The following is a 23,531-nucleotide window of genomic DNA, read 5'->3' as shown; positions in this document are numbered from 1 at the left end:
CGGCTCCTTACGGGTTGTCGATCCGAGCCGCTTCGGCAAGGTGAGGGTCGTTCAGAGGATACAGCGGGCTCTTGGCCGCTTGAAGGGCGAGCACCCAGGCTCCCACGCCCAGCGGGCCGAGCAAGCCGGCGGCGTCGATCCAGCTGAGGTGCGCGCCGTGGTGATCCACGTTCGGCATGACCAGCCAGTAGAGGTCGACGTAGTGCATCACGAGGAGGAGCACCGACGACGCGCCGAGGACCAGCGGGCTCCGCTTTCCGTGCCGCGACAGCAGGGTGAGGAACGGCACGACGAAGTGCCCGAACAGCAGGGCCAGGCTCACGACCTTCCACGAGCCCTCCCAGCGGTGACGGTAGAAGATCGTCTCTTCCGGGATGTTGGCGTACCAGATCAGCAGGAACTGCGAGAACGCGATGTAGGCCCAGAAGATCGTGAAGCCGAAGAGGAGCTTGCCGATGTCGTGCTGGCGCTCGACGTTGCTCACCTTGCGCAGCAGCCCCGCCTTGTGGAGCGCGATCGTGACCAGCGCGAGCGCCGAGAGGGAGCTCGTCGCCGCGCCGGCGAACACGTAGACGCCGAAGATCGTCGAGTACCAGTGCGGGTCGATGCTCATCAGCCAGTCGAAGGCCGCGAACGAGAGCGTGAGGGCGAAGACGATGACGGCCGGGGCGCTGGAGGCGCGCATCCGCGCCGTGGGCCTGAAGTCGGCGCTCTTGTCCTGCTCCCGCGAGGTCTTGATGAACCACACCGACAGGCCCGCCCACGCCGCGAGGAACACCGCGGCGCGGATGTAGAAGAACGTCGGGTTCAGGTAGGGCGCCTTCTGGTGGAGTATCTCGTCGTGCGCGGCCTCGGGCCCCATCCAGTGATGGTAGATGTCGTGGGCGAGCACCGCGATCGGCAGGAACAGCACGACACACGCGGGCAGGACGCCGCTCATCCACTCCATGTGGCGGCGCGCGGCCGCCGACCAGCGCGCGCGCGTCAGGTGCTGGATGATCACGAAGAACAGCGCGCCGAGCCCGATCGTCGCGAGCCAGGTGAAGCCGGTGAGGTACGAGAACGCAAAACGCTTCGTGTCGGTGACCGCCGCTGCCGCCGAGAGCACCACGCCGACGATGGCGAGCACCATGCCCCTCGAGACGAGCCGCTTCGCGACCGCCTTATCGAGGACCTTCGTGTCCTCGGCCAGAGCACTTCCGTGGGACTTCATGGAGTTCCGCTCTCCTTCGCGATGTTGCCCCGCTGAGCCTCCGGGACGTCGTCGATGCGCCCGTGCTGGCTCTGCTGCAGCACGCGCACCCACGTGACGATCGCCCACCGGTCCCGGACCGGGATCTGCTTCCGATAAGAAGGCATGTTCCGCACGCCGTTCGTGATGACGTTGAAGATCTCGCCGTCCGGCAGGCCCCGCGCCCGATCGGACGCGAGGTCGATGGGCGGCGGGTACCCGCGCTTCACGACCATGCCCTGCCCGCTCCCGCTCTGGTCGTGACAGGGCGCGCAGTAGATGTTGAAGCGATCCTGGCCGCGCCGGATCACCGTCTCGTCGACGGTCACGGGCGCCTGGGCCAGGAACGTCTCGCCTTCCTTGCCGGTCCGGTAGGCCTCGCTCTCGTCGAGCGACCCCTGGGCGACCGTGCCCTGCACGAGCGGCCGCATGGCCCGGCCGTCGGGGAACAGCCGGCTGCCCTCCTCGGGCTGGAACTTCGGCTGCCAGTCCATGTCCCCGAAGACGTGGATCGGCGGATCGCTGCTCGCCTGTCCGCGGCAGCCCGCCAGGACGACGAGGAGGGGAATACACCAGCGTTTCACGAGTAGACCTCCCTGATGCCCTGCGCGCCCACGCGCTGGAGGAGGTTGCGCGTCTCCGCGGCATCGAACTTCGGGTCGGTCACCTCGACGCTGATGAAGAAGGCGTCGTCGGTCGCCCGCGGGAAATTGGGGTGAGTCATGGTGGGGTGGAAGAAGGACGGCAGGCGCGAGATCACGAAGAGCCCGAAGAAGCACGTGAGCGCCGCGAAGAGGACGGTGAGCTCGAAGAAGATCGGGATGAACGCCTGGTACGAGAAGGACGGCTTGCCGCTGATGATGAGCGGGTAGTCGTACAGCTGCGTGTACCAGGCGAGCAGGATGGCGCTGACGAGCCCCGTGATGCCGCCCACGAGCACGAGCCACGGCATGGGCGACGGCTTGAGCCCCATCGCCTTCTCCAGCCCGTGCACGGGGAACGGCGTGTGCGCGTCGAAGCGGCTGTACCCGGCGTCCCGGAGCGCCTCGCACGCGTGGTAGATATCCGCCGGGCTCGTGAAGTAGCCCATGAGCGCGAACGTCGGCGAATCGCCTTCCGCTTCGAGCCGGGCTTCCACCTTGGCCTCCGCGAGCCGGTGCTCCACGCGGCGCTCGATCGCGAGCGCGGCCAGCCCGCCGTGCCCCTGGTCGTCGTGGGGGTGGGGCGCGTTCGCGTAGTCGGCCTCGGTCGGGTTCTCGGGCACGTAGCCCTGCGGCTCGAGGTCGGGCTCTCGGTCGCGGGTGTCGGGCTCCGGGACGTGAACGGGTTTGTGGTGCCCGCGCTCCGCCTCGGCCGAGCCGTGCTCCTCGGAGCGGTCCTTGTCGCTCGGAGGGTCGCTGTCACGCTGCATGGTGAGCCTCCTCTTTGCTGTGCGAGCCGTGCGGATCGGCGGCCGCCGTGATCCCCTTCACCTCGCTGATCGCGACCATCGGGAGGTAGCGAACGAACAGCAGGAAGAGGGTGAAGAAGAGGCCGAACGAGCCGAAGAACGTCGAGATGTCCCAGATGGTCGGGCGGAAGTAGGTCCAGCTGGAGGGGAGGAAGTCCCGGTGGAGGCTCGTCACGATGATGACGAAGCGCTCGAACCACATCCCGATGTTGACCAGGATCGAGATCACGAACATCGCCGGGATGCTGGTGCGCACCCGCTTGAACCAGAAGAGCTGCGGGAAGATCACGTTGCAGCTCACCATGGTCCAGTACGCCCAGGCGTACGGGCCCATGATGCGGTTCGCGAAGGCGAAGCGCTCATAGCCGTTGCCGCTGTACCAGGCGATGAAGAGCTCCATCGCGTACGCGTAGCCGACCATGGTGCCCGTCGCGACGATCACCTTGTTCATGTTCTCGAGGTGCCGGATGGTGATGAGCCCCTCGAGGCCGAACGCCTTGCGCGCGAACACCATCAGCGTGACGACCATCGCGAACCCGCTGAAGATGGCGCCAGCGACGAAGTACGGCGGGAAGATGGTGGTGTGCCAGCCGGGGACGATCGAGACGGCGAAGTCGAACGACACGATCGTGTGCACGCTGAGCACGAGCGGCGTCGAGAGCCCGGCGAAGATGAGGTACGCCTTCTCGTAGTGCAGCCAGTGGCGGTGCGAGCCGCGCCACCCGAGGCTGAAGATCCCGAAGACGATCTGCTTGGTCCGGGTCGTGGCCCGGTCGCGGAGCGTGGCGAGGTCGGGGATGAGCCCGATGAACCAGAAGAGGGCCGAGACCGTCGCGTACGTCGAGACGGCGAACACGTCCCAGAGCAGCGGGCTCTTGAAGTTCGGCCAGATGCTCATCTGGTTCGGGATCGGGAACAGCCAGTGGGCGAACCAGATCCGGCCGAGGTGGGCCACCGGGTAGATGGCGGCGCACGCGACGGCGAAGATCGTCATCGCCTCCGCCGCGCGGTTGATGCTCGTCCTCCACTTCTGGCGGAAGAGGAAGAGGATGGCGCTGATGAGCGTGCCGGCGTGGCCGATACCGACCCAGAACACGAAGCCGGTGATGTCCCACGCCCAGTTGACCGTGGTGTTCAGCCCCCAGATGCCGATACCGGTCCCGACGAGGTGGACCAGCGAGCCGCCGAGGATGAGCAGGATGCTGATGGCAAGGCACAGCAGGATGAACCACCCCGAGGGCGGCTTGCTGAGCACGATGCCCGAGATCTTGTCGGTGAGAGAACGGAAGTCGTCCTTCCCCTGCACGAGCGGCGCCTCGTCCAAGAGGGCAGCGCGCTCCGAGAGCCGGGGATGGTCGACCTGGAGGGGTGCGGTGGCGCTCATGCGTCGGCGAGCTCCGGGTTCTTGTTGCGGATCTTCGCGAGGTAGGTGACCCGCGGCTTGGTGTTGATCTCGTCGAGCAGCCGGTAGCCGCGCGAGCTCGCGGACGTCACGGAGACCTGGCTCTGCTGGTCGTTGAGGTCGCCGAAGATGATGGCGCGCGTCGGGCAGGCGCCCTGGCACGCGGTCACGATCTCACCGTCCTTGACGTGCTCCCGTCCCTCTCTCTTGGCCTCGATCTTGGCGTGGTTGATCCGCTGCACGCAGAAGGTGCACTTCTCCATGACGCCCCGCGACCGGACGGTGACGTTGGGGTTGAACTGCATCTTCCGCTGCTCGGAGTCCGGCCGGCCGTATTCGAAGAAGTTGAAGCGACGGACCTTGTACGGGCAGTTGTTGGCGCAGTACTTCGTGCCGACGCACCGGTTGTACGCCATGTCGTTCAGCCCCTCGGGGCTGTGCGCCGTGGCGGCGACCGGGCAGACCTGCTCGCACGGCGCGTTCTCGCAGTGCTGGCAGGGGAGCGGCTGCTGGATGCTCTCGGGCTCGTTCGGGTCCGTGCCCTGGTAGTAGCGGTCGATGCGGAGCCAGTGCATCTCGCGGGTCTCGCGCACGCCGTCGGCGCCCACGACCGGGATGTTGTTCTCGGCCTGGCAGGCGACCACGCACGCGTTGCAGCCGATGCACGCGTTGAGGTCGATGCTCATGCCCCAGGCGTGCCCCTGCCTGCGGTTCGGCTCCTTGAACAGGCTGAGGAGCGGCGGCACGTGGACCTGCTTCTGGGCGAACGCCGGGTCGCTCTGGAGCTCGGCGAGCGTCCCCTCCCGCGCGAGCGGGCGGCCCTCCATGACGAAGTGCTCCTGGGTGCGCGCGAGCGCCGCCACCTCGCCGGCCCTCTCGAGCGAGAAGCCGCCGGAGAGCTCGAAGGCGTCGCTCTTCCGGAGCGGGGTCGTGTCGACGCCCACGCCGCGCCCGACGCGGAGCTGCGCGCGCCGCCCCTGGCCGACGCTGATCGCCACCGAGTCGTCCGCCTGCCCCGGCGCGACGACGACGGGGATCCGGACCGAGGCGCCGCCGCCCGACAGCGTCACGACGTCGCCGTCCTTGACGTTGAGCCGCGCCGCCGTCGACGGCGAGAGGCTCGCGCCGTTGCCCCAGGTGAGCTTGGTCATCGGGTGGGGCAGCTCCTGGAGCCACCCGTTGTTCGCGAACCGCCCGTCCCACGCGTGCACGTCGGGCCGGAAGGTCACCTCGAGGCCCTCGGCCGCGGCCGGGGCGAACGCGCGCAGCGCCTCGACCGCGCCCTGCGGCGCGGCGGCGACCTGCTCGTCCGCGAGCTCGCTCCCCGCCAGGACGCCGTCGTGCAGCGCGCGGCGCAGGTCCTGCTCGGTGCGCTTCGCGCCCTCGGCCGTCAGCCAGGTCGCCCGCACCAGGTCGTAAGCGGTCCGCGAGCCGCCGAGCAGGAGCTCGATGACCTCGGCGTCCGTCCTGCCGCCGAACAGCGGGGCGATGAGCGGCTGCACGATGCTGGCCGTCCCGTCCTCCGCCCGGACGTCGCCCCACGACTCCAGCGGGTGGGCGCGGTTCAGGTGCCAGCGGGAGCGCTCGCTCGTCTCGTCGACGTGCGTCGAGACGTGCACGCTGACGGGCACCTTGGCGAGCGCGTCGGCGAAGCGCGCGTCGGCGGGCGCGTCGAAGGCCGGGTTGCCGCCCAGGATGAGCAGCGTCTCGACCTCGTTGCGCTCGATGGACCGCGCGAGCTCGACGATCGCCTCGGGGCCCTCGCGCGACTCGTCGAAGGGCGCCACGAGCCGGACCGCCTTGCCGATGTTGTCGAGCGCGGCGTTGATGAGGTGCGCGAGCGCGTGGACCTCCTTCGGCTGCGAGCGCCCGGCGACGACCGCGCCCTGCCCGCGATTGGCCGCGAGGTCGGCGGCGATGGCCGCGACATACCGGGTCGCCTTGGCGTCGAGCCCGCCCGACTTGCCCTCGATCGCCTTGAGCAGGTCGGCGTCGAGCGCGACCCCGCGCTTGCCGAGCTCGGCGGCGAGCGCGAACGTGAAGGCGGGGATCTTGCGGCTCTGGATGCGGAGCCGGTGATCCGACGAGGCGCCGGTGATCGTGAAGGTGCTCTCGACGGCGTAGAGGCGGTTCATCGCCTTCGGGTCCTTGTCGACCGCGCGGCCCGCGGCGAACCCGCGCGCCTGCTTGACCGGGCTGCCGTCGGTGCCGAACAGGTCGGCGTCGAGCGCGACGATCACGCGCGCCTTGGTCAGGTCGAGCGCTGTCTCGAGCGGCCTGCCGAACGCGAGCCGCGCGCCCTCTCGGGCGGCGTCGCGCGAGAACGGCTCATACCGGACGACGCGCGCCTCCGGCAGCGTCTTGCGGAGGTCGGCGAGGCGCGCGGCCAGCGTGGGCGACCGGTGCGCCTCGGTCAGGATCGTGAGGCCCTTGCCGCCGCGGCCGCGGAGCTTGTCGCCCTCGGCGCGCAGGAACGTCGCCGCGTCGTCCCAGGACTTCGCGTTCGCCCCTTCGCGCGGCGAGGTGCTGCGATCCGGATCGTAGAGGTCGAGGACCGCGGCCTGGGTGTAGATGGTGGTCGCGCCGAGGCTCTCGGGGTGCTTCGGGTTGCCCTCGATCTTGGTGGGCCGCCCCTCGTGGCTCTCGACGATGACGCCGAACGCCGTGCCCATCATCGGCAGCGCCGTCGCGAAGAAGAGCGGCTGGCCGGGGATCACCTCCTCCGGCGCGCGCGAGTACGGCAGGATCTGCTCGACGGGCCGGCGGCAGCCGACGAGGCCGCCGAGCGCGAGCGACGCGCCCATGAGGGAGAGGAACGTGCGCCGACCGACGCCGTCCCCGTCCGCCGGCGGCTCGATCGCGCCCGGAGGGAACTCGCGCCCGAGCGCGTCGATGAAGTCGGGCGAGCCGGCGAGCTCGTTGAGGCTGCGCCAGTAGGTCTTTCCAGAGAGGTCCTGGGCGAGGGGGAGAGGAGTTCGTTTCATCGGTGGCACCCCGAGCAGTGGAGCGGCGCCTGCACCTGACGCCCGGAGGTAGTGACCGCTGGCACGCGATCTTGATAAGGTTCCGGGTTCGGGGGGACCCCGGCCGCCATGACGGCCGTCGAGGGCGCCATATCCATCTTGGTGACGTCGGCGGGATTGCGGAGGTGGGGACCCGGATTGCGGTGGCAGTCCAGACACCATCCCATCGAGAGCGGCGCGACCTGTCGGACCTTGGGCATCTGGTCGACGCGGCCGTGGCAGCTCACGCACCCGACCCCTGCAGCCAGATGGGCTGAGTGGTCGAAATAGGCGTAGTCGGGCAGGTTGTGGACGCGCACCCAGGGGATGGGTTCATCGTTCGCCCAGCTCTCCTGCACGAGCAGAAGCTTCTCGCTGTCCCTCCGCACCTTGGCGTGACAGTTCATGCACGTCTCGGTCGGTGGAACGGCGGCAAAGGCAGATACCTCCACGGTGTTGTGGCAGTACCGGCAGTCAATTCCGAGGTCGCCGGCGTGCAGCTTGTGTGAGTAGTCAACCGGTTGTTCCGGTTGATACCCGACCTCGATATGTTTGTTGGTACCGTAGTACCAGAATCCGCCGACCACAGCGGCACCGAGGGGCAGAACTCCGAAGAGGAGCCCCAGCGGGACCACTTTGTTGGCCCATCGTGGGAACAGGAACCGAGCCATAGGGTTTGTGTAGCGTCGGAGCGACGCGCGGGCCCAGTTATGGCCTAGTGGCGGGGTGCGACAAGACGGCAAAGTGCCGCGTGACCGCGGCAGATTGCCGCGGGGGAGGGCAGTGGCCCGGCGGCGCGGCAGATCGCCGCCTGCCGCGGCAGATTGCCGCGGGCGCCGGGGTTCATCCTTACGGTGCGCGGGCGATACAGCGCCGTCACCGTGGCGAAAAATCGTCGAAATGCAGGGTGGGGGCGGGCCTGGGGATCGCCGGAGACGGTGGCCGGCGACACCGCCGTGGGTGCCTCTCCCGGCGCGCGCTCAGAACACCGGGGTGAACGCGCGCGGCGCCCTTTTCTTCCGGAGGCAGCGGGTCGCCCTGCTCATGTAACAGATGGTGATCGCGCGCCGCGGCCGGCCGCTCTGGTTCACGGCGGAGCAGTGCCAGAGGTAGTTGTGGATCAGCAGCGCCTCGCCCGCGCGCGCCGGCAGCGCGACCTTGCGGGCGTCGGCGCCTTCGGCGCGCACGCGCTCGCGCGGGACGACCCCGCCGAGCGGCGTCGCGAGCCCGGCCAGGTGGCTGCCCTCGAGCACCTCCACGCAGCCGCCGTCCAGGGGGGCGTCGTCGAGCGCCGTCCAGATCTGCAGCTCGGGATCGCGATCCAGGCCCCAGTAGCTGCCTCCGTCCTGGTGCCAGGGCAGCGGCGTCCCTCCGGAAGCGGCCTTGTTGAAGAGCACGGCGCGGTAGATGGCGATCTCCCCCTCGATGACCGACCGCGCGATCCGCTCGAAGAGCGGGTTCTCGATCCAGGCGAGGAACAGCGGGTCTTTCTCGAGTTTCTCGAGCTTGCGGTACGACGTGCTCGGCCCCTGGTAGCCCTTGCCGTACGGCAGGTCCTCGTAGCGGCCCGACCCGGCGTCGTGCTGGAAGAAGAGGCCGGGGTACGTCACGCGCCCGAGCATCAGGTCGTCGGAGCGCGCGCGGAGCGCCGCGAGCCCGGCGTCGCTCATCACGCGGCCGAGCCGCGCGTGGCCGCGGGCGGCGTAGTCGGCGAGGGGGCCCGCGAGGTCGAGCTCCGTGGCCCCGGGAAGCAGGAAGTCCGTCACCGCGCGTAGCTCGCGTCCGTGCCGAGGTGGTCGCGGTAGAGCGCATCCATGCGCCGCGCGGCCTCGGGCGACAGCGCCCGCTGGGTCGCGTCCGCGGCGGCGTCGAGGTGCTCCGCCCGCACGGGGCCGACGAGGATGGAGTCGACCACGGCCCGCCCCGCGAGCCAGGCATACGACAGCTCGAGCAGGCTCATCCCCTCGTCCGCCGCGACGGCCGCGTAGCTGGCCGCGAGCTCGAACATGCGCCCGCTCCAGTACCGGCGCTGGTAGAGGCGGTTGCCCTCGAAGCGCGAGCCCGCCTGCGGCGCCTCCGGCCCCGCGTGCCGCCCGGCGAGGAGCCCGCCGGCGAGCGGGTTGTACACCGCGGTGGGCACCGAATACCGCCGCGCGAACGCGGCGTACTCGACGTCGAGCTGGCGGATCAGCGCGTTGTAGAGCACCTGAGACACCGCGGGCCGCGCCCTCTCGCCGGCGTCCCGGCGCGCGATGATCTCCAGGATCTGCCACGAGGCGTGGTTGCTGACCCCGTAGCGCAGGATCTTCCCCTGCTCGAGCAGCGCGTCGATCGCCGAGAGCGTCTCGTCCACGGGCGTCTCCGGATCCGGCGCGTGGAGGTAGTAGACATCGACGTGGTCGGTGCCGAGGCGCTCGAGGCTCTCTTCGAGGGCGCGGATCACCTGCTGGCGCCCGAGGCCCTCGGACTTGCCGCGGCTCCGGCGCAGGCCGACCTTGGTGGCGATCTGCACCTCGGCCCGGCGGCCCCGGAGCGCCCGGCCGAGGATCCGCTCGGACGCGCCGTCCGCGTAGAGGTTGGCCGTGTCGAACGCGGTGATCCCCCGCTCGAGCGCGCGATCGACGATGCGCTCGGCCTCCTCGGGCGGCGTGCGACCGCCGAAGTTCATCGTGCCGACGATGATGCCGGGCGGCGCGCCCGGGCGCCGCTTCGCGGCCATTCCAGCCTTCACGTCCTTCACGTCAGAGGCCACGCCGCGCTCCATCATGCGCGCGCGACGAGGAGCGCGAGCACGTACACAATGAGCCACACCAGCCACAGGGTGCTCATCCGCCGCCACCCCTGCCGGAAGCCGTACATCGGCGCGAGCGGCGGCACCACCAGCGCGATGAGCCCGCGCCAGCGGGGCTGGCTCCGGAGCACCAGCCGCGCCGCCAGCGCGACGTGGACGGTCACCCAGGTGGCGAACGCCAGAATGAGCGTCGCGGTCACCACGAGATCCTTCACGGCGCGAAGCCTAGCGTCACCAGCGCGCCCCGCCGCTGGAAATCTGCGACCCTGGGGAGCGCGGCGACCTCTCCCGCGCCGCGCCACCATCGAGGCGCCCCGGCTCTGTCCCGCTACCAAATCCGGGCTAAGCTGGGCCCGTGCCTCTGCGCGAATCACCGTGTTTTCGTCCGGGTTCCTTCCTCTCCGCGCGCGCCGCCCCGCTCGCGGGCCGCTGCGGGAGGGCGATCGCGGGCGCTGCCCGCGCCCTCGTCGAGCGCGAGGGGCGCCTCATCCCGATGAGCCTGCTCGTCGGCGCCGCGTGCAGCATCGCTGTCGGCCTCGGCACGGCTCAGGCGCTCTCCACCCCGCCCGATACGATGCCGGTCTCCGAGGTGAAGCCGGGGATGAAGGGATACGGCCTGACCGTCTTCTCCGGCACCACGCCCGAGAAGTTCGATGTCGAGGTCATCTCGACCCTCCGCAATTTCCGCCCGAACCAGGACCTCATCCTCATCAAGACCCAGCACCCGCGCCTCGAGGTCGCCCGCACCGTGGCGGGGATGAGCGGCAGCCCGATCTACGTGAACGGCAAGATGATCGGCGCCTACGCGTACGGCTGGCTCTTCGGCGCGGAGGCGATCGCCGGCGTCACCCCGATCAAGTCGATGCTCGACGAGCTCGCGCGCCCGCTGCCGCCAGCGATCGCCCCGCGGGGCCGCGGTCCGCTGCCCGCCCCGGTGGCCAGCGTCGGCAGCGCGCCGCCGCGCGCCGCCGCGCCGGCCCGGCTGCGCGGGGGCCGCGGCTTCCTGGGGGCGGTCGACGCCTACGACCTCGCCGGCCACGCCCGGCAGATCGCCGCGCGCGTGGCGCCGACGCTCGCCCCGCCCGAGTCGACGGGGCTCGCGCGCGCCTCGACGCCGGTGATGCTCGGCGGGCTCGGGGGGACGTCGCTGCGCATCGCGAGCGACCTGCTCGGCCCCATGGGGCTCGATCCGATGCAGGCCGGCGGCGGCTCGTCCATGAGCCCGGAGCCGGGCGCGCCGACGAAGTACGTCGACGGCGGGGCGATAGGCGTCGAGCTCGTGCGCGGCGACATCTCCGCGATGGGCATCGGCACGGTCACGCGGGTGTCGGGCGACAAGCTGGTCGCCTTCGGTCACCCGATGATGAACGGCGGCGTGACCAACCTCCCCACCGCGATCGCCCGGGTCCACTGGATCCTCGCGAGCCAGAACCGGAGCTTCAAGATCGGCGAGGCGGTCCGGTCGGTCGGCACGCTGGTCAACGATCGGCAGGCCGCGATCGTGGTCGACAGCGCGGCGAAGGCGCCGGTCTTCCCGATGCGCATCCAGATCGACGGCGTCGAGGGCGCGCCGCACCCGACGTGGAACGTCGAGGTCGCGCACGATCAGTTCCTGGCGCCTTCCTTCGTGTCGATGGCGATCGGCAACGCCGTCGAGGCGACGACGTCCGAGCGGCGCGACATGACCTGGCGGGCGGTGAGCCAGCTGAAGATCGGGCGCTACGGCACCATCTCCCTCGTCGACTTCGGCGCCGGCAACGGCACCCCGCTCAGCGCCGACGACTTCGTCCGCAGCCGGGTCGTCCGGGCGATGGGCTCGCTCCTCAACAACCCGTGGGAGGACGTCTCGATCGAGCGCGTCGACACCCGCGTGAAGGTCACCTTCGACCGCGAGGTCGTCCTGCTGCGCGGCGCCAAGGTGCTCGAGCCGGAGATCGACGCGGGCGCGCCCGCGCGGATCCGGCTGGACCTCCAGCCCCACCAGGGCCCGGTCGAGTCGCGCGTCATCGAGGTGCCGGTGCCGCGCGAGCTCGCCGGCAGCCAGGTGGACATCGATCTCTCGCCCGGCTACGAGGTGGAGCGCCCGATGGCGACGCCGAACAACGTCGCGGAGCTCGTGGCGATGCTCCCGGATCAGAGCCACGACCCGGAGAGCGTCGTCGCGACGTTCAAGCTCCGGGAGAACGGGGCCGCGTACCGCGGCAAGGTCGCCTCGCGGCTCCCGCCCGGCGCGATGGACACGCTGCGCCCGAGCTCCGCGTCCGACGCGCCCGAGGCCTTCGGCGCGCAGGTGCAGGTGCCTGTCTCCCTCAAGCGCTTCCTGGTCGGGAAAGACACCGTGAGCGTCACGGTCCGGCCTATCCTCCGCTGAGCCGCGCCGGCTCGCCGCCTCTCCCCTCCGCCCTGACCCTCTTCTCCCCGAGATTCCCTGCGATCCCATGAGCTCCACGCGCTCTCCTGCCCATCCCCGATCGTCACGCCCTCACGCCTTGCCCTCCCTGCGCCGGTTCCTCGTCGCGGCGGTCGCCGCCGCCGGGCTCGTGGCCGTCCCGGCCCACGCGGTGGGCACGCGCACCTTCGAGCTCCGATCGCTCGAGGACCTCAAGGACGGGGATCTCACCGGGGTCAGCGTGGACTCGAACGGCAACGTGCGCGCCGGCCTGACGCTCGGCGCGACGCCGCTGCCGGACGCGACGTCCGTCTGGAGCTCCGCGGTGCTGCCCGACGGGACGGTGCTGCTCGGGACGGGCAACGAGGGGAAGATCTACAGCGTCTCGAATGGCCGGGTGGCGGTCGCGGCCACGACCGGGCAGATGGCGGTCAGCGCGCTCGCGCTCGCGTTCGACGGCGACGTCATCGCGGGGACGTTCCCGGAGGGCAAGCTCTACCGCCTGCCGCGCGGCGCCGGCAACGGCGGCCCGGCGAAGCTCTTCGCCGAGCTCCCGCAGACCGAGGACGTCTGGGGCCTCGCCTACGACCCCAGGGCGAAGGCGCTCTACGCGGCGACCGGCCCGGACGGGAAGCTGTTCCGCATCGACGCGGCGGGCAAGGCGCAGGTGTACTTCGACAGCGACGAGCCGCACCTCGTGAGCGTCGCGGTCGCGGACGACGGCGCCGTCTACGCCGGCTCGAACGGCAAGGCGCTCCTCTACAGGCTCACGGCGCCCGGGCGCGCGACAGTGCTCCACGACTTCGACGCCGACGACGTGAAGGCCATCGCCGTCGCGCCGGGCGCGAAGGGCGGCGCGGTCTACGCGATCGCGAACAAGTACGTCGAGGCGTTCGCGCCCCCGAAGCGCAACCGGAGCGGGCCGCCGTCCCCGCAGCCGGCGCGCGCGCAGAAGCCCGGCAAGGGCCTGCTCGTGCGCTTCGATCGGAGCGGCGTCGCGGAGCGGATGATGAGCGACGACGAGACCCACTATGTCTCGCTCGGCCTCGGCGACGATCTGATGCCGTTCGTCGGCACCGGCGCGGAAGGCCAGCTCTACACCGTGAGCGACAACCACGTCGCGCGGCTCGTCGCCGACACCGACGAGCGCCAGGTCGGCGCCTTCGTGATGGCCGGGCAGCGCCGGTTCGTCGCCACCACCGATCCCGCCGTCTTCCACGAGGTGAAGGGCGTCGGCGGCGCCTCGGCGGTGTGGACGAGCAAGGTGCTCGACGCCGGGCTGCGGGCCACGTTCGGGCGCCTGACGTGGCGCTCCGACGGCGCGCTGGAGCTCGAGACCCGGACCGGGAACACCGACACGCCGGACAGCACCTGGAGCCCCTGGTCCCCTGCGCTCGCCGCGCCGGGGGACACGAAGAGCCCGCCGGCGCGCTTCGTGCAAATCCGCGGGCGCTGGAGCCGGGATCCTGGCGCCGTGCTCCGCGAGGTGAAGCTCGCGTTCGTCACCGACAACGCGCGCGCCGTGGTCACCTCGATCGAGGCCGCGCCGAAGGGGCAGACGAAGCCCCCGCGCGCGAGCCTCCCGCCGTCGGGCGGGGAGGCGCCGAAGCCGGTGAGCTCGCTCCAGCTCACGTGGAAGGTCGACAACCCGGACCAGGACGACCTGCGCTACCGCCTCTCCTACCGCATGGAGGGCCAGAAGACATGGCGCAACATGCTGAAGCCGGGCGAGAAGGTGACACGCGCCGAGCATGTATGGGACACGACCGCCCTCCCCGAAGGCGAGTACCGCATCCTCGTCGAGGCGAGCGACGAGCTGGCGAACCCGCCGGAGCGCACGCAGCGCCACAGCCTCGAGTCGGGCACCATCCTGGTCGACACGACGCCGCCGGTGTTCCGGACGCTGGCGCTGCAGGGGCGCCGGCTCACGGGCGAGGTCGTGGACGGCCTCGGCCCTGTCGCGCGCGTCGAGGTGTCGATCGCTGGCCTCGAGGAGTGGCGCCCCATCTTCCCGAGCGACGGCATCTTCGATGAGCCGGCCGAGCCGTTCGACGCCGACCTCGGCACGGTCGTGCCGCCCGGCTCGCACCTGCTCGCGGTGCGCGCCTACGACAGCGCGGGCAACGTGGTCACGCGCGACGTCGAGGCGCGGTAGGCGCCGTCACGCGCCGCTTTGCGCCGGGCGCGCCCGCGCGCAGCGTCCGGCACGACACCGCCGTCATGCTTGCGCCAGGAGCGCGGGCGAGGGAGGCGTCGCTGCGTCCCGCGTGCGCCCGCGCGGCACGCATCGCAGCGCCTCACCTGCGTTGGTGCCATCATCCCGGGACGACACACCGGTCCGGCACATTCCATGGATACCGAAAGGGGACATGATACGTTCACTCCGCTTGCTCTTTTCTGGTGATCCTGGAATGAGCCCCCCCCGTGCTCTGCTGTTTTGTTGTCTCGCGGCGATCTCGATCGCCGCGGCCTCCGCGTGCGGGAGCGCCGACGCGGACAGCGGCGGCGATGGCGCAGTGGGGTCCGTGGACGACATCGGCGGGGTCGTGTCGGCTGGGTCCGGCGGCACCCCTCCGTTCGTGAGCTCCGGCGGCGGCGGCGGCGCCGTGGAGGAGGACTTCAACATCCCCGCGCCCGCGGGGGCGCCGGACCCCTACACGCGCTTCGCGCACCTGTGCGGCGAGGGCTGCACGCCAGGGGGTGATCCGACCGAGTGCGCGTCGGGCGACAGCGCGGAGGGCAGCTCGGGCACGGGGGGGCCCTCACCACAGACGCTGCATTGCCAGCTGACGCTGGTCGACGGCGACGCGGCCCCGAGCTGCCAGCCGGTGGGCCGCTTCGCGGCGGGCGGCCCCTGCCACCGGGGCTCGGACTGCGCTTTCGGGCTGGGCTGCGCGGCGCTCGACGGAGAGGGCGGCGTGTGCCGGCAGTACTGCTGCGGGAACGTCGAGGGCTGCGCGCCGGGAACGTACTGCGATGAGCGGCCCATGGCCGAGTCGGTCGTCGAGGGGAGCGATCCGGTCCCGATCCCGGTCTGTGTTCCCGCGGTGAATTGCGAGCTCCTGAACGACAGCGCCTGCCCCGCAGGCCTCACCTGCACGATCGTCCGCGAGGACGGGACGACGAGCTGCGTGGCGCCGGGGGTCGGGCGGGCCGACGAGGTTTGCCCGTGCGCGCCCGGGTTCGTCTGCTCGATGCTGACGAATCAGTGCAAGCAGCTCTGCCGGGTCGACGGCGGGGCGCAGGACTGCGGTACGAACGCCAAGTGCCAGGGCGGCAGCGCGGTCTACCCTGCCGGGTTCGGCGTGTGCGTCAGCACGTCCTAGGGGGCTGCGCGCCTCCGGCCCGCCACGGCGCTCGTTAAAAATTGTTGGCGAGTCCCGCCCCGTCGTGGATCGGGGCGGCGAGCGCGCGCTGCCGTGGTCATGCTGGACGCGTGCAGCGTCCCCTCCTCTCGTTCATTCTTTTCATCGGCATCTTCAGCGCCATCGTGGCCGGCGTTCACTACTACCTCTGGCAGCGCCTGATCCGCGCGCCCGAGCTCGGCCCGGTCTGGCACCGCGTCGGCAGCGTTGTCCTCGTCGTGCTCGCGTTGCTGGTGCCGGTCGGCCTCTTCGTCACCCGCGCGCTCCCCCGGCACATCGGCGGCGTCGTGGCCAGCGTCGTCTACACGTGGGTCGGGCTGGCCGTCCTGCTCTTCTTCCTCCTGCTGACCTCGGAGCTCGTCCGCCTCGGCGCCCACGGCGTCACGGCGCTCCTGAGCCAGCCGCTCGACAGCGACCGCCGCACGTTCCTCTCGCGCGCCATCGCGGGCGCGGTCGGGGCGCTCGCCGTCGGCCTCGGCTTCGCCGGCGCCGCGAGCGCCCTCGGCGAGGTCGCGGTCCGCCCGGTGCGCGTCCGCCTCCGCCGCCTCCCCGCCGCGATGTCGGGTTTTCGCGTGGTCCAGTTGACCGATCTGCACATCGGCCCGACGATCGGACGAGAGTGGCTCGAGCGCGTCGTCGCGCGCGTGAACGCCCTCGAGCCGGACCTCATCGCGATCACGGGAGACCTCGTCGACGGCTCCGTGGAAGAGCTCCGCGAGCACACGGCTCCGCTCGCCGCCCTGCGCGCCAGGCACGGGGTCTTCTTCGTGACGGGCAACCACGAGTACTACTCCGGCGCCGAGGCGTGGATGGCGGAGCTCCGCCGGCTCGGCGTGAGGGTGCTGCGCAACGAGCGCGTCTCGATCGGCGACGGCGAGCACAGCTTCGATCTGGCCGGCGTGGACGACTGGAGCTCCCGCGGCATGGGCCGCGGCCACGGCCCCGATCTCTCGCGCGCGCTCGATGGGCGGGACCCTTCCCGGGAGCTCGTGCTGCTCGCGCATCAACCCAAGCAGATCCTGGAGGCCGCGGAGAAGGGGGTCGGCCTGCAGCTCAGCGGCCACACGCACGGCGGCCAGATCTTCCCCTGGGGTCTCTTCGTGCGGCTCGATCAGCCCTACGTGGCCGGGCTGTCATCGCACGGTGAGACGCAGATCTACGTGAGCCGCGGCACCGGCTACTGGGGGCCGCCGATGCGCCTCGGCGCGCCGTCCGAGATCTCGCTGATCGAGCTCGAGGGCGACGCCGCGAAGGAAGCCGTGGCGTAGCGCCGCCGGGCGATCAGGGGAGCGGGCGCGCTGGCTTCTTGGCGCAGTTGATGATGGGCGCCGGGTAGCTGTCCGGATCGGTGATGCGCTGCATGGCGAACGTCGAGCTCTTGAGATCGAGGCTGAGCGGCCTCGTCACGGTGCCGGTCACGTCGCCACAGACGAAGTCGGCGGGCGCGCAGAGGGCGCCGCTCAGCGTGATGGTGGCCTCGAGCTCGCTGCCCGAGATGGGGTTGGCGTTGCCAGGCACCACGATTGTCGGCAGCTCCGCGGTGAACTGCCCGTCGGCGGACACCTCATAAGGACCCACATCGACCGGCGTGCCCGTGGGCGTCTTGCGATCGGCGGCCTCCAGCGCCTGGAAGCTCAGCGAGATGCTCAGGCCGTCGTCGCGCGCCTCGCTGGTCAGCGTGCTCAGGAAGACGATGGGGGCCTGTGGGTTGAGATACGCCGAGAGGCTGAACAAGAAGTCGCCGTCGGGAGCGCCTGCCTCCGGCAGACAGCTGCCGCCGCCCCCGCCACCACCGCTTCCGTCGCTGCCGCCTACGCCGCTGGCCTGCTCTTCACGGATCGTCGTGTCGCGAGCCTGGAAGTCATCGAATCTGCCCTCCGGATCGGCGCACCCGAGGAGGAGCGAGGCGGACGGGAGGGCCACCAAAGAGGCGAGCGTTGTCCGGATGGAGCGGGAGAAAAGCATTTGACACCGTGCGAAAGGTGACATTTGACTCGATCGGTCGAACGTCCCGCGAGCTGGCAGGTGGTGCACACCCTACCACGCGGGTCTGCCGCAGGCGCCGCATTCCTCCGCCCCGAACCCGAGAACACCCGGCCATGCCCACCCACCGCCACTGTCTCGCGCTCTCCGCCGGCCTCCTCGGCGGCCTTGTCTGGACCGGGACCGCGCTCGCCGGCGGCTTCGCGACCGCGCGCTTCGGCGGCGAGCACGGCAACCCGATCACCAGCAATCCGACCGCCGTTTATTACAATCCCGCAGGCCTCGCCGAGAGCGAGGGGATTCACCTGTTCCTGGACGGAAACATCGCGCTGCGCGCCGCTTCCTACGCGCACGCGCCGGCGGCGTCGGACGACGTGACGGTGCCGGCGGCGAACACGGGTGAGGCGGACCTGCTCAACGTGGCCGCCTCGCCCATGCTCGGCGCGTCGGCCAGGGTCGGCGACCTGGCGCTCGGCGCCGGCGTCTACGTGCCCTTCGGCGGCGCGGCGTCCTGGGACAGGAACGGCGCCTTCGAGGGCAATCGCGATCTCGCCGGGCCGGTCGACGGCGTGCAGCGCTGGCACTCCATCGAGTCCTCGCTCCAGGCGATGTTCTTCACGCTCGCCGCGGCGACAAGGATCCCGGCGCTCCGGCTCAGCCTCGGCGTCTCGGGGAACCTGATCCGGACTCAGGTGAACACCGTCCGCGCCCGCAACGCCTCCGGCGACAACCTCCTTGCGACCGAGGGGCGCTCGCTGCTCGAGGTGAGCGGGCTGCACGCGAGCTTCGGCGTCGGCGCGCTGGTCGAGGCGGTGCCGGAGAAGCTCTGGGTCGGCGCGTCGTACCAGTCGCGCCCGAACGTCACGGGAGGAGAGACGCTCGAAGGCACGCTGACCAACCGCTTCAACGGCGTGTCGAGCGCTCCGGACGACGTCGAGCTCCACCAGGGGCTGCCGGACATCGTGCGCCTCGGCGCCCGCTTCGTCCCGGCGGAGCGCCTGGAGGTCCGGCTCTTCGGCGACTGGACGCGGTGGAGCTCGATGGAGAACCAGTGCCTCACCCAGGTGGGCGCGGCGTGCGAGATCAGGAGCGACGGCTCCGCCGCCGATCCGGCCGGCGTGGTGCAGAACATCGCCCGCCGCTGGAACGACACGTTCGGCGTGCGCGGGGGCGTCAGCTACTGGCCGAAGCCCGCGGTCGAGCTCTTCGGCGGCGTCGGGTACGACTCCAACGCTGTCCCTGAAGAGACCCTGGACCCGTCGGCCACGGACTTCCACGACGTCTCGTTCGCCGTGGGGGGGCGCTTCGAGATCACGAAGCAGCTGCACGTCGGGGCGTCTTACACGCACCTCTTCTACGCCAGCCGGGACACGACCGGAAAGAGCATCACCGCGGGCCTGGCGGGCAACTCGAGGGCTCCAGACTCCGGTGGGCTCTACGCGCAGACGATCGGCGTGCTCAACGTCAACGTGGACGTCGGCTTCTGAGCGCGCCGGGGCTGGCGCGCCGCCGCGTCAGGAGGCGCCGCGCCGGGAGCGGCGGAGCAGGCTGAAGATGCGCGCCCTGAGCTCGGGGGCGCGGAAAGGCTTCACCATGTAATCGTCGGCGCCGCTGGCGAAGGCGTGGACCATGTCCTGCGACGAGGCGTTCGCGGTCAGGAAGAGGACGGGCAGCTCGCGGAGCCCGGGCTCCTGCCGCAGCGTCCGGCAGAGCTCGATGCCGGTCATCCTCGGGAGGTTCCAGTCGAGGACCACGAGCTGAAACGCCGAGCCGCGGACGAGCTCCAGCGCTTCTTCCGCGCTCGCGACGGCGACGACGGCGAGCTCGACCGCCTCGAGCATCGCCGACAGCAGCTCGCGGAGGGGCGCCTCGTCGTCGACGACGAGGACCCGCGCGCCCTTGCCGCCCTGCGGAGGCGGCGCCGGCTGCGAGGGCGCCCGGACCGCCGGGCCGGCGCGCGGGGGCGCGGCGGGTCGGGCCTCGCCGGCGGCGAGCGGGAGAGCGGCCGCGTCGGTGTCGGGGATGGACCCCGGGCGGGTCGCCTCCGTCTGAGCGAAGTGGGCGAGGCGGCGCCAGTCGCGAGGCTCGAACGTGAGCCGCGCGCCCTCCGGCGAGACGGAGGCGCACGCCGCCGCCGACGTCGCGCGGCGGTTTTCGCCCAGCTCGAAGATGGCGAGCACCCACTCGCCATCGGCGACGACCTCCCCCGCGGGCAGCCCGAGCTCGAGGTCGCCCTCCTCGGGGCTGCACACAATTTGCTCGAACTGTTGCAGATCCGGGAAGCGGTAGAGGACGCTCCGCACGCCGTGACGCTACACCCGCGCTAGCATCTCGCAAAGGGTCCGACTAAGCTCGCGCCGCGATGTCATTCCTGCGCTGGATGCCGCCGCTCCTCGCGCTGTTCTCGATCAGCGTCACGGGCTGTCCTGGGAATTCTGCTTCGAACGAGCCCAAACCGGCCCCGAGCCCGGAGGTATCGGTCTCGCTCGCCGGCGTGGACACCTCCTCGCTCACGCCCCGCGAGCGGCGAGAGTGGGCCGCCCAGGTCTCGGAGCTCCTCTCCCCCTGTCCGGACACGCCCGTGAGCATCGCGCAGTGCGTGAAGGAGCAGCGGCCATGCAAGGCGTGCCTTCCTGCCGCACAGCTCCTGCTCAAGCAGGTCAAGGAAGGCCGGTCGAAGAAGGAGCGCGAGGACGCGTTCCACATGCGCTTCGACGCGAACAAGGTCCGGACGCTCGCCACCGACGGCTCGCCCGACATGGGGCCGCCGGACGCGCCGGTCACGATCGTCGAGTGGGCCGACTTCGAGTGCCCGTTCTGCAAGCTCATGTCGCCGGTGCTCGAGGAGCTCGTGAAGCGCTTCGACGGGCAGGTGCGGCTGGTCTTCAAGTTCTACCCGCTCTCGGCGCACGTCCACGGGGAGCCCGCTGCCCGCGCGGCGGTCGCCGCGCTCAACCAGGGCAAGTTCTGGGAGATGCACCACCTCCTGTTCGAGAACCAGGAGCGGCTGGAGCAGGCGGACATCGAGCGCTACGCGCAGCGGCTCAAGCTCGATCCAGTGAAATTCCGCGCCGACCTCGTCTCGACCGAGACCAAGTCGCGCATCGACAAGGACAAGAAGCAGGCGGAAGAGGTCGGCCTCGAGGGGACGCCCCTCGTCTTCATCAACGGCCGCGAGGTCAACCTGCAGCTCCTGACGAACCCGCCCGAAGATCTCGAGGAGTGGGTGAAGGTCGAGCTGGAGCTCCTCGGCCAGACGCCGCGTCCTGCGCCGCCGAAGCCGGTCGGCGCCCAGCCGGGCGCGACCGACGCGCCCGCTTCGGCCAGCGCGACGCCCGCCGCCGGCGCGACGCCCGCCGCCAGCGCGACGCCCGCCGCCAGCGCGACGCCCGCTGCCAGCGCGGCGCCCGCCGCGGGCAGCGGCGCGGCGCGCCCGGCGCCCTCTGCCGGACCGGCCCAGCCCGCCCAGCCGAGGAAGCCTTGAAGGTCGCCGACCCGTGCGGCTGCTTCCCGACGGGCCGGCACTACCCTGGGATCGCGCACCTGCTCAAGGTGCGCGCCGTCGGCGTCGCCTCCGAGATCGACGCGGGCAGCGCCTGGATCGACCAGCCCATCGCCTTCATCGACGTCGAGACGACGGGGCGCGACCCCGCGGGGGACAGGATCATTGAGCTCGGCATCGTCATCGGCCGCGCCGGGGAGATCTTGACCCGCTACAACTGGCTCATCCATCCGGGGCGACCGATCCCCGCGGAGAGCACCGCCATCCACGGGATCAAGGACGCGGACGTCGAGGGCAAGCCGTCGTTCGCCGAGGTCGCGGAAGAGATCCTCGCCTGCTTCAAGGGCGCGATCCCCGCGGCATACAACGCCTCCTTCGACCGCTCGTTCATCCTCGCCGAGCTCGACCGCGTGGGCATGCGCCCGCGCGAGCCGCCGCCCGCCATGCGGCGGGAGGTCGACTGGATCGACCCGCTCACGTTCGCCCGCGAGCTCTACAAGAACGAGGAGAGCCGGGCCCTCGGTGACATGGCCGCGCGGCTCGGGATCACGCTGGACAAGGCGCACCGCGCGACGGATGACGCCGAGGCAGCGCTCCAGGTGCTCTACGCGCTGGCGAAGGATCCGCGGGTGCCCCGCGCCTACGGCGGCCTGATCCAGGAGCAGCGGCGGCTCGTCCGCCTGCAGGACGAAGCGCGGAAGCTCTGGCGAAAGGCTCCTGCCGCCGCCGCCGTCGTGCCGCCGACCTCGAAGCCCAGCTGACGTCATGGTCGACGGACCGAAGCGACGCCTCCCGCTCGCTGGCAGCGGCGCGACGGGCGCGGCGCCTCCTCGCGGCGCGACGCCAGGACCGGAGAAGCGCAGGCTCCCCGTGCTGCAGAGCAGCGGCGACGACGAGGGCGAAGACCGCCCGCCGTGGCACTGGGTCGCGCTCGGGACGGTGGCGATGTTCATCGCGTGGCTGCCGCTCGCGGGCCTCGTGAACACGCTGCTGCGCCGGATGCTCGAGCGGGCAGGGGACGCCGAGGCGCCGACCTCGGTGCGGCTCGCGATGGTGGGGCTCAACGTGGTCGCGTTCGCGCTCGCCGGCGTCGCCGGGGGCTACCTCGTGGGGCGGTTCGGCGGGCGCGCCGGGCGGCGCGAGGCGGCCGCGAGCGGGGCGGTGGTCGCGACGCTCGCCTGGGCGCTCGCCCTCGCCGAGGGCGCGCCGGCGGGCGTACTGGTGTGGGCGCTGCTGCTGGTCGTCATGGTCGCGATCGGCAGCGCGGCGTCGTACGCGGGCGGCAGCGCCGGCCTTCGCGCCCGCTCCGCTGGGTCGCCTCGCCCGAGCTGAACGTCGCGCGCCGTTCGGTCCGGAGCAGGGCTCGCGCCGTTCAGATCGGAGCTCGCGCCGTTCAGATCGGAGCTCGCGCCGTTCAGATCGGAGCGGGGCTCGCGCCGTTCAGATCGGATCGATCCGGTGAATGGGCGCGCTCGCCTCGGGCAGCGAGGCGTACGCGAGGGCCGTGCGCGGGTCGCGCGCGTCAGGCGCCACGTCGAGCAGCGGCCTCAGCGCGAAGACGCGCTCGCAGAGCCGCGGGTGCGGCACCTCGAGATCCGGCTCGGCGACGGCTTCGCCCTCGATCCAGAGCAGATCCAGGTCGATCGTGCGCGGCCCCCACCGCACCGGATCCGGGCGCGTCCGCCCGAGCGCGCGCTCGACGGCGAGCGTCCGATCGAGGATCTGGCGCGCGGGCAGCGACGTGGCCACGAGCACTGCGGCGTTCACGTAATCGCCTTGCGGCGGGCCGCCCGCAGGCGGTGACTCGTAGCGCGACGACTCGCGGACCACGTCGAGATCGGGATCGGCGCCGAGCGCCGCGATGGCCGCGCGGATCGTCCCCAGGCGATCGCCCAGGCTCGACCCCAGCCCGATGACCACGCGTCGATGGGACCTCATGGTGGAAACCTACCACGCAGCCCGAGGCAGCTCGCGGCGCTGCGTCGCGAGATCAGCGAGCCCCGCGCGGCGAGGATCGAGCTGCGCGAGCCGAGCGCCGCGCGGAGGTCGGCGCGAGCTGCGCGATCACTCCCGCGGATCGCTGGCGCGGCGCCCGCCGCCGAGCCGCCGGCCTTCCGGCCGCGGGGGAAAGACGCGCCGGTCCTCGGGGCTGCGGCGCTCGATCGGAGAGCGGCGCTCGATGGACGGATCGCCCTGCGCCGACAGCCCGACGCGCTGGAGCCCGACGCGCTGGAGGCCGACGAACAGGGCGCGCATCTCCTCGAACGTCTCCGGCATGGCGGCGGCCACGGTCGCCGCGTGCGGTCGGCACAGGCTCAGCGAGCGCCCCTGGATGACCACGCGTGCCATCCGCGTCCTCGCGCGAGCATCCCCGGACGCCCCGGTCTCCCGGCCGTCCAGCTCGCGATCTTCACAT

The 23,531-nt window shown here is 71.4% G+C and carries 21 protein-coding genes; 8 read left to right on the top strand and 13 right to left on the bottom strand.

All coding sequences use genetic code 11. From position 1 onward, the window contains the following. Positions 1–7: 7 nt before the first annotated feature. The 9 genes from WME89_RS45520 to WME89_RS45480 all read right to left on the bottom strand — a co-directional run bounded on the left by WME89_RS45520 (position 8) and on the right by WME89_RS45480 (position 10,091). Positions 8–1,213: a hypothetical protein gene (locus WME89_RS45520; protein ID WP_437621085.1), complete on the bottom strand. Its 1,206-nt coding sequence runs from the start codon at positions 1,211–1,213 to the stop codon at positions 8–10. After that, entirely contained in the window at positions 1,210–1,815 is a 606-nt protein-coding gene (locus WME89_RS45515) for a c-type cytochrome (RefSeq protein ID WP_438005803.1), read from the bottom strand. Before WME89_RS45515 ends, WME89_RS45520 begins: the two co-directional genes overlap by 4 nt. After that, on the bottom strand, positions 1,812–2,642 hold the full coding sequence (locus WME89_RS45510; protein ID WP_438005802.1) for a DUF3341 domain-containing protein: 831 nt from the start codon (positions 2,640–2,642) through the stop codon (positions 1,812–1,814). Before WME89_RS45510 ends, WME89_RS45515 begins: the two co-directional genes overlap by 4 nt. Continuing rightward, complete coding sequence (gene nrfD, locus WME89_RS45505) at positions 2,632–4,065, bottom strand: NrfD/PsrC family molybdoenzyme membrane anchor subunit (RefSeq protein WP_438005801.1); 1,434 nt, start codon at positions 4,063–4,065, stop codon at positions 2,632–2,634. Before nrfD ends, WME89_RS45510 begins: the two co-directional genes overlap by 11 nt. Further along, positions 4,062–7,067: a TAT-variant-translocated molybdopterin oxidoreductase gene (locus tag WME89_RS45500; protein ID WP_438005800.1), complete on the bottom strand. Its 3,006-nt coding sequence runs from the start codon at positions 7,065–7,067 to the stop codon at positions 4,062–4,064. The genes nrfD and WME89_RS45500 overlap by 4 nt, the downstream gene beginning before the upstream one ends. After that, entirely contained in the window at positions 7,064–7,492 is a 429-nt protein-coding gene (locus WME89_RS45495) for a cytochrome c3 family protein (protein WP_438005799.1), read from the bottom strand. Before WME89_RS45495 ends, WME89_RS45500 begins: the two co-directional genes overlap by 4 nt. A 573-nt stretch (positions 7,493–8,065) precedes the next feature. Next, positions 8,066–8,851 (bottom strand): phytanoyl-CoA dioxygenase family protein, encoded by a 786-nt coding sequence (locus WME89_RS45490; RefSeq protein ID WP_438005798.1) that lies wholly within the window; start codon positions 8,849–8,851, stop codon positions 8,066–8,068. Continuing rightward, positions 8,848–9,837 carry an aldo/keto reductase gene (locus WME89_RS45485; RefSeq protein ID WP_438005797.1) on the bottom strand — a complete coding sequence of 330 codons (990 nt, stop codon included), beginning with the start codon at positions 9,835–9,837 and terminating at the stop codon, positions 8,848–8,850. Before WME89_RS45485 ends, WME89_RS45490 begins: the two co-directional genes overlap by 4 nt. Positions 9,838–9,848: 11 nt before the next feature. Then, entirely contained in the window at positions 9,849–10,091 is a 243-nt protein-coding gene (locus WME89_RS45480; RefSeq protein WP_438005796.1) for a hypothetical protein, read from the bottom strand. Between the two features lie 140 nt (positions 10,092–10,231). Here WME89_RS45480 and WME89_RS45475 point away from each other — a divergent pair, with 140 nt between their 5' ends. From WME89_RS45475 to WME89_RS45460, 4 genes are all read left to right on the top strand, one after another. Then, entirely contained in the window at positions 10,232–12,247 is a 2,016-nt protein-coding gene (locus WME89_RS45475; protein WP_438005795.1) for a SpoIVB peptidase S55 domain-containing protein, read from the top strand. Positions 12,248–12,365: 118 nt separating this feature from the next. Next, complete coding sequence (locus WME89_RS45470; protein ID WP_438005794.1) at positions 12,366–14,420, top strand: hypothetical protein; 2,055 nt, start codon at positions 12,366–12,368, stop codon at positions 14,418–14,420. A gap of 256 nt (positions 14,421–14,676) precedes the next feature. Further along, positions 14,677–15,591, top strand: a complete 915-nt coding sequence (locus WME89_RS45465; RefSeq protein ID WP_438005793.1) for a hypothetical protein — start codon at positions 14,677–14,679, stop codon at positions 15,589–15,591. Positions 15,592–15,701: 110 nt separating this feature from the next. Then, entirely contained in the window at positions 15,702–16,898 is a 1,197-nt protein-coding gene (locus tag WME89_RS45460; protein WP_438005792.1) for a metallophosphoesterase, read from the top strand. A 13-nt stretch (positions 16,899–16,911) separates the two neighbouring features. Here the strand turns inward: WME89_RS45460 and WME89_RS45455 are convergent, their stop codons facing one another. Continuing rightward, positions 16,912–17,553, bottom strand: coding sequence for a hypothetical protein (locus WME89_RS45455; protein ID WP_438005791.1), 642 nt, complete (start codon positions 17,551–17,553; stop codon positions 16,912–16,914). 176 nt (positions 17,554–17,729) lie between these two features. On the opposite strand from WME89_RS45455, the gene WME89_RS45450 reads away from it, so the two are divergent. Continuing rightward, positions 17,730–19,100 (top strand): OmpP1/FadL family transporter, encoded by a 1,371-nt coding sequence (locus WME89_RS45450; protein WP_438005790.1) that lies wholly within the window; start codon positions 17,730–17,732, stop codon positions 19,098–19,100. A gap of 27 nt (positions 19,101–19,127) precedes the next feature. On the opposite strand, the gene WME89_RS45445 is transcribed toward WME89_RS45450, so the two are convergent. Then, positions 19,128–19,916 (bottom strand): response regulator transcription factor, encoded by a 789-nt coding sequence (locus WME89_RS45445; protein ID WP_438005789.1) that lies wholly within the window; start codon positions 19,914–19,916, stop codon positions 19,128–19,130. A 59-nt stretch (positions 19,917–19,975) separates the two neighbouring features. Between WME89_RS45445 and WME89_RS45440 the strand changes: the two genes are divergently transcribed. From WME89_RS45440 to WME89_RS45430, 3 genes are read left to right on the top strand one after another with little or no spacing between them, the layout of a single operon-like run. Continuing rightward, on the top strand, positions 19,976–21,097 hold the full coding sequence (locus tag WME89_RS45440; protein ID WP_438005788.1) for a DsbA family protein: 1,122 nt from the start codon (positions 19,976–19,978) through the stop codon (positions 21,095–21,097). Continuing rightward, complete coding sequence (locus WME89_RS45435; protein WP_438005787.1) at positions 21,094–21,876, top strand: 3'-5' exonuclease; 783 nt, start codon at positions 21,094–21,096, stop codon at positions 21,874–21,876. Before WME89_RS45440 ends, WME89_RS45435 begins: the two co-directional genes overlap by 4 nt. A gap of 4 nt (positions 21,877–21,880) precedes the next feature. Beyond that, positions 21,881–22,447, top strand: coding sequence for a hypothetical protein (locus WME89_RS45430; protein WP_438005786.1), 567 nt, complete (start codon positions 21,881–21,883; stop codon positions 22,445–22,447). A 108-nt stretch (positions 22,448–22,555) separates the two neighbouring features. On the opposite strand, the gene folK is transcribed toward WME89_RS45430, so the two are convergent. Next, complete coding sequence (folK, locus tag WME89_RS45425; RefSeq protein WP_438005785.1) at positions 22,556–23,053, bottom strand: 2-amino-4-hydroxy-6-hydroxymethyldihydropteridine diphosphokinase; 498 nt, start codon at positions 23,051–23,053, stop codon at positions 22,556–22,558. Positions 23,054–23,179: 126 nt separating this feature from the next. Further along, complete coding sequence (locus WME89_RS45420) at positions 23,180–23,464, bottom strand: hypothetical protein (protein ID WP_438005784.1); 285 nt, start codon at positions 23,462–23,464, stop codon at positions 23,180–23,182. Positions 23,465–23,531 lie beyond the last annotated feature (67 nt).

Source organism: Sorangium sp. So ce321 (assembly GCF_051530195.1).
Taxonomy (GTDB): domain Bacteria; phylum Myxococcota_A; class Polyangia; order Polyangiales; family Polyangiaceae; genus Sorangium.
This window is presented reverse-complemented; position numbering and strand designations above follow the sequence as displayed.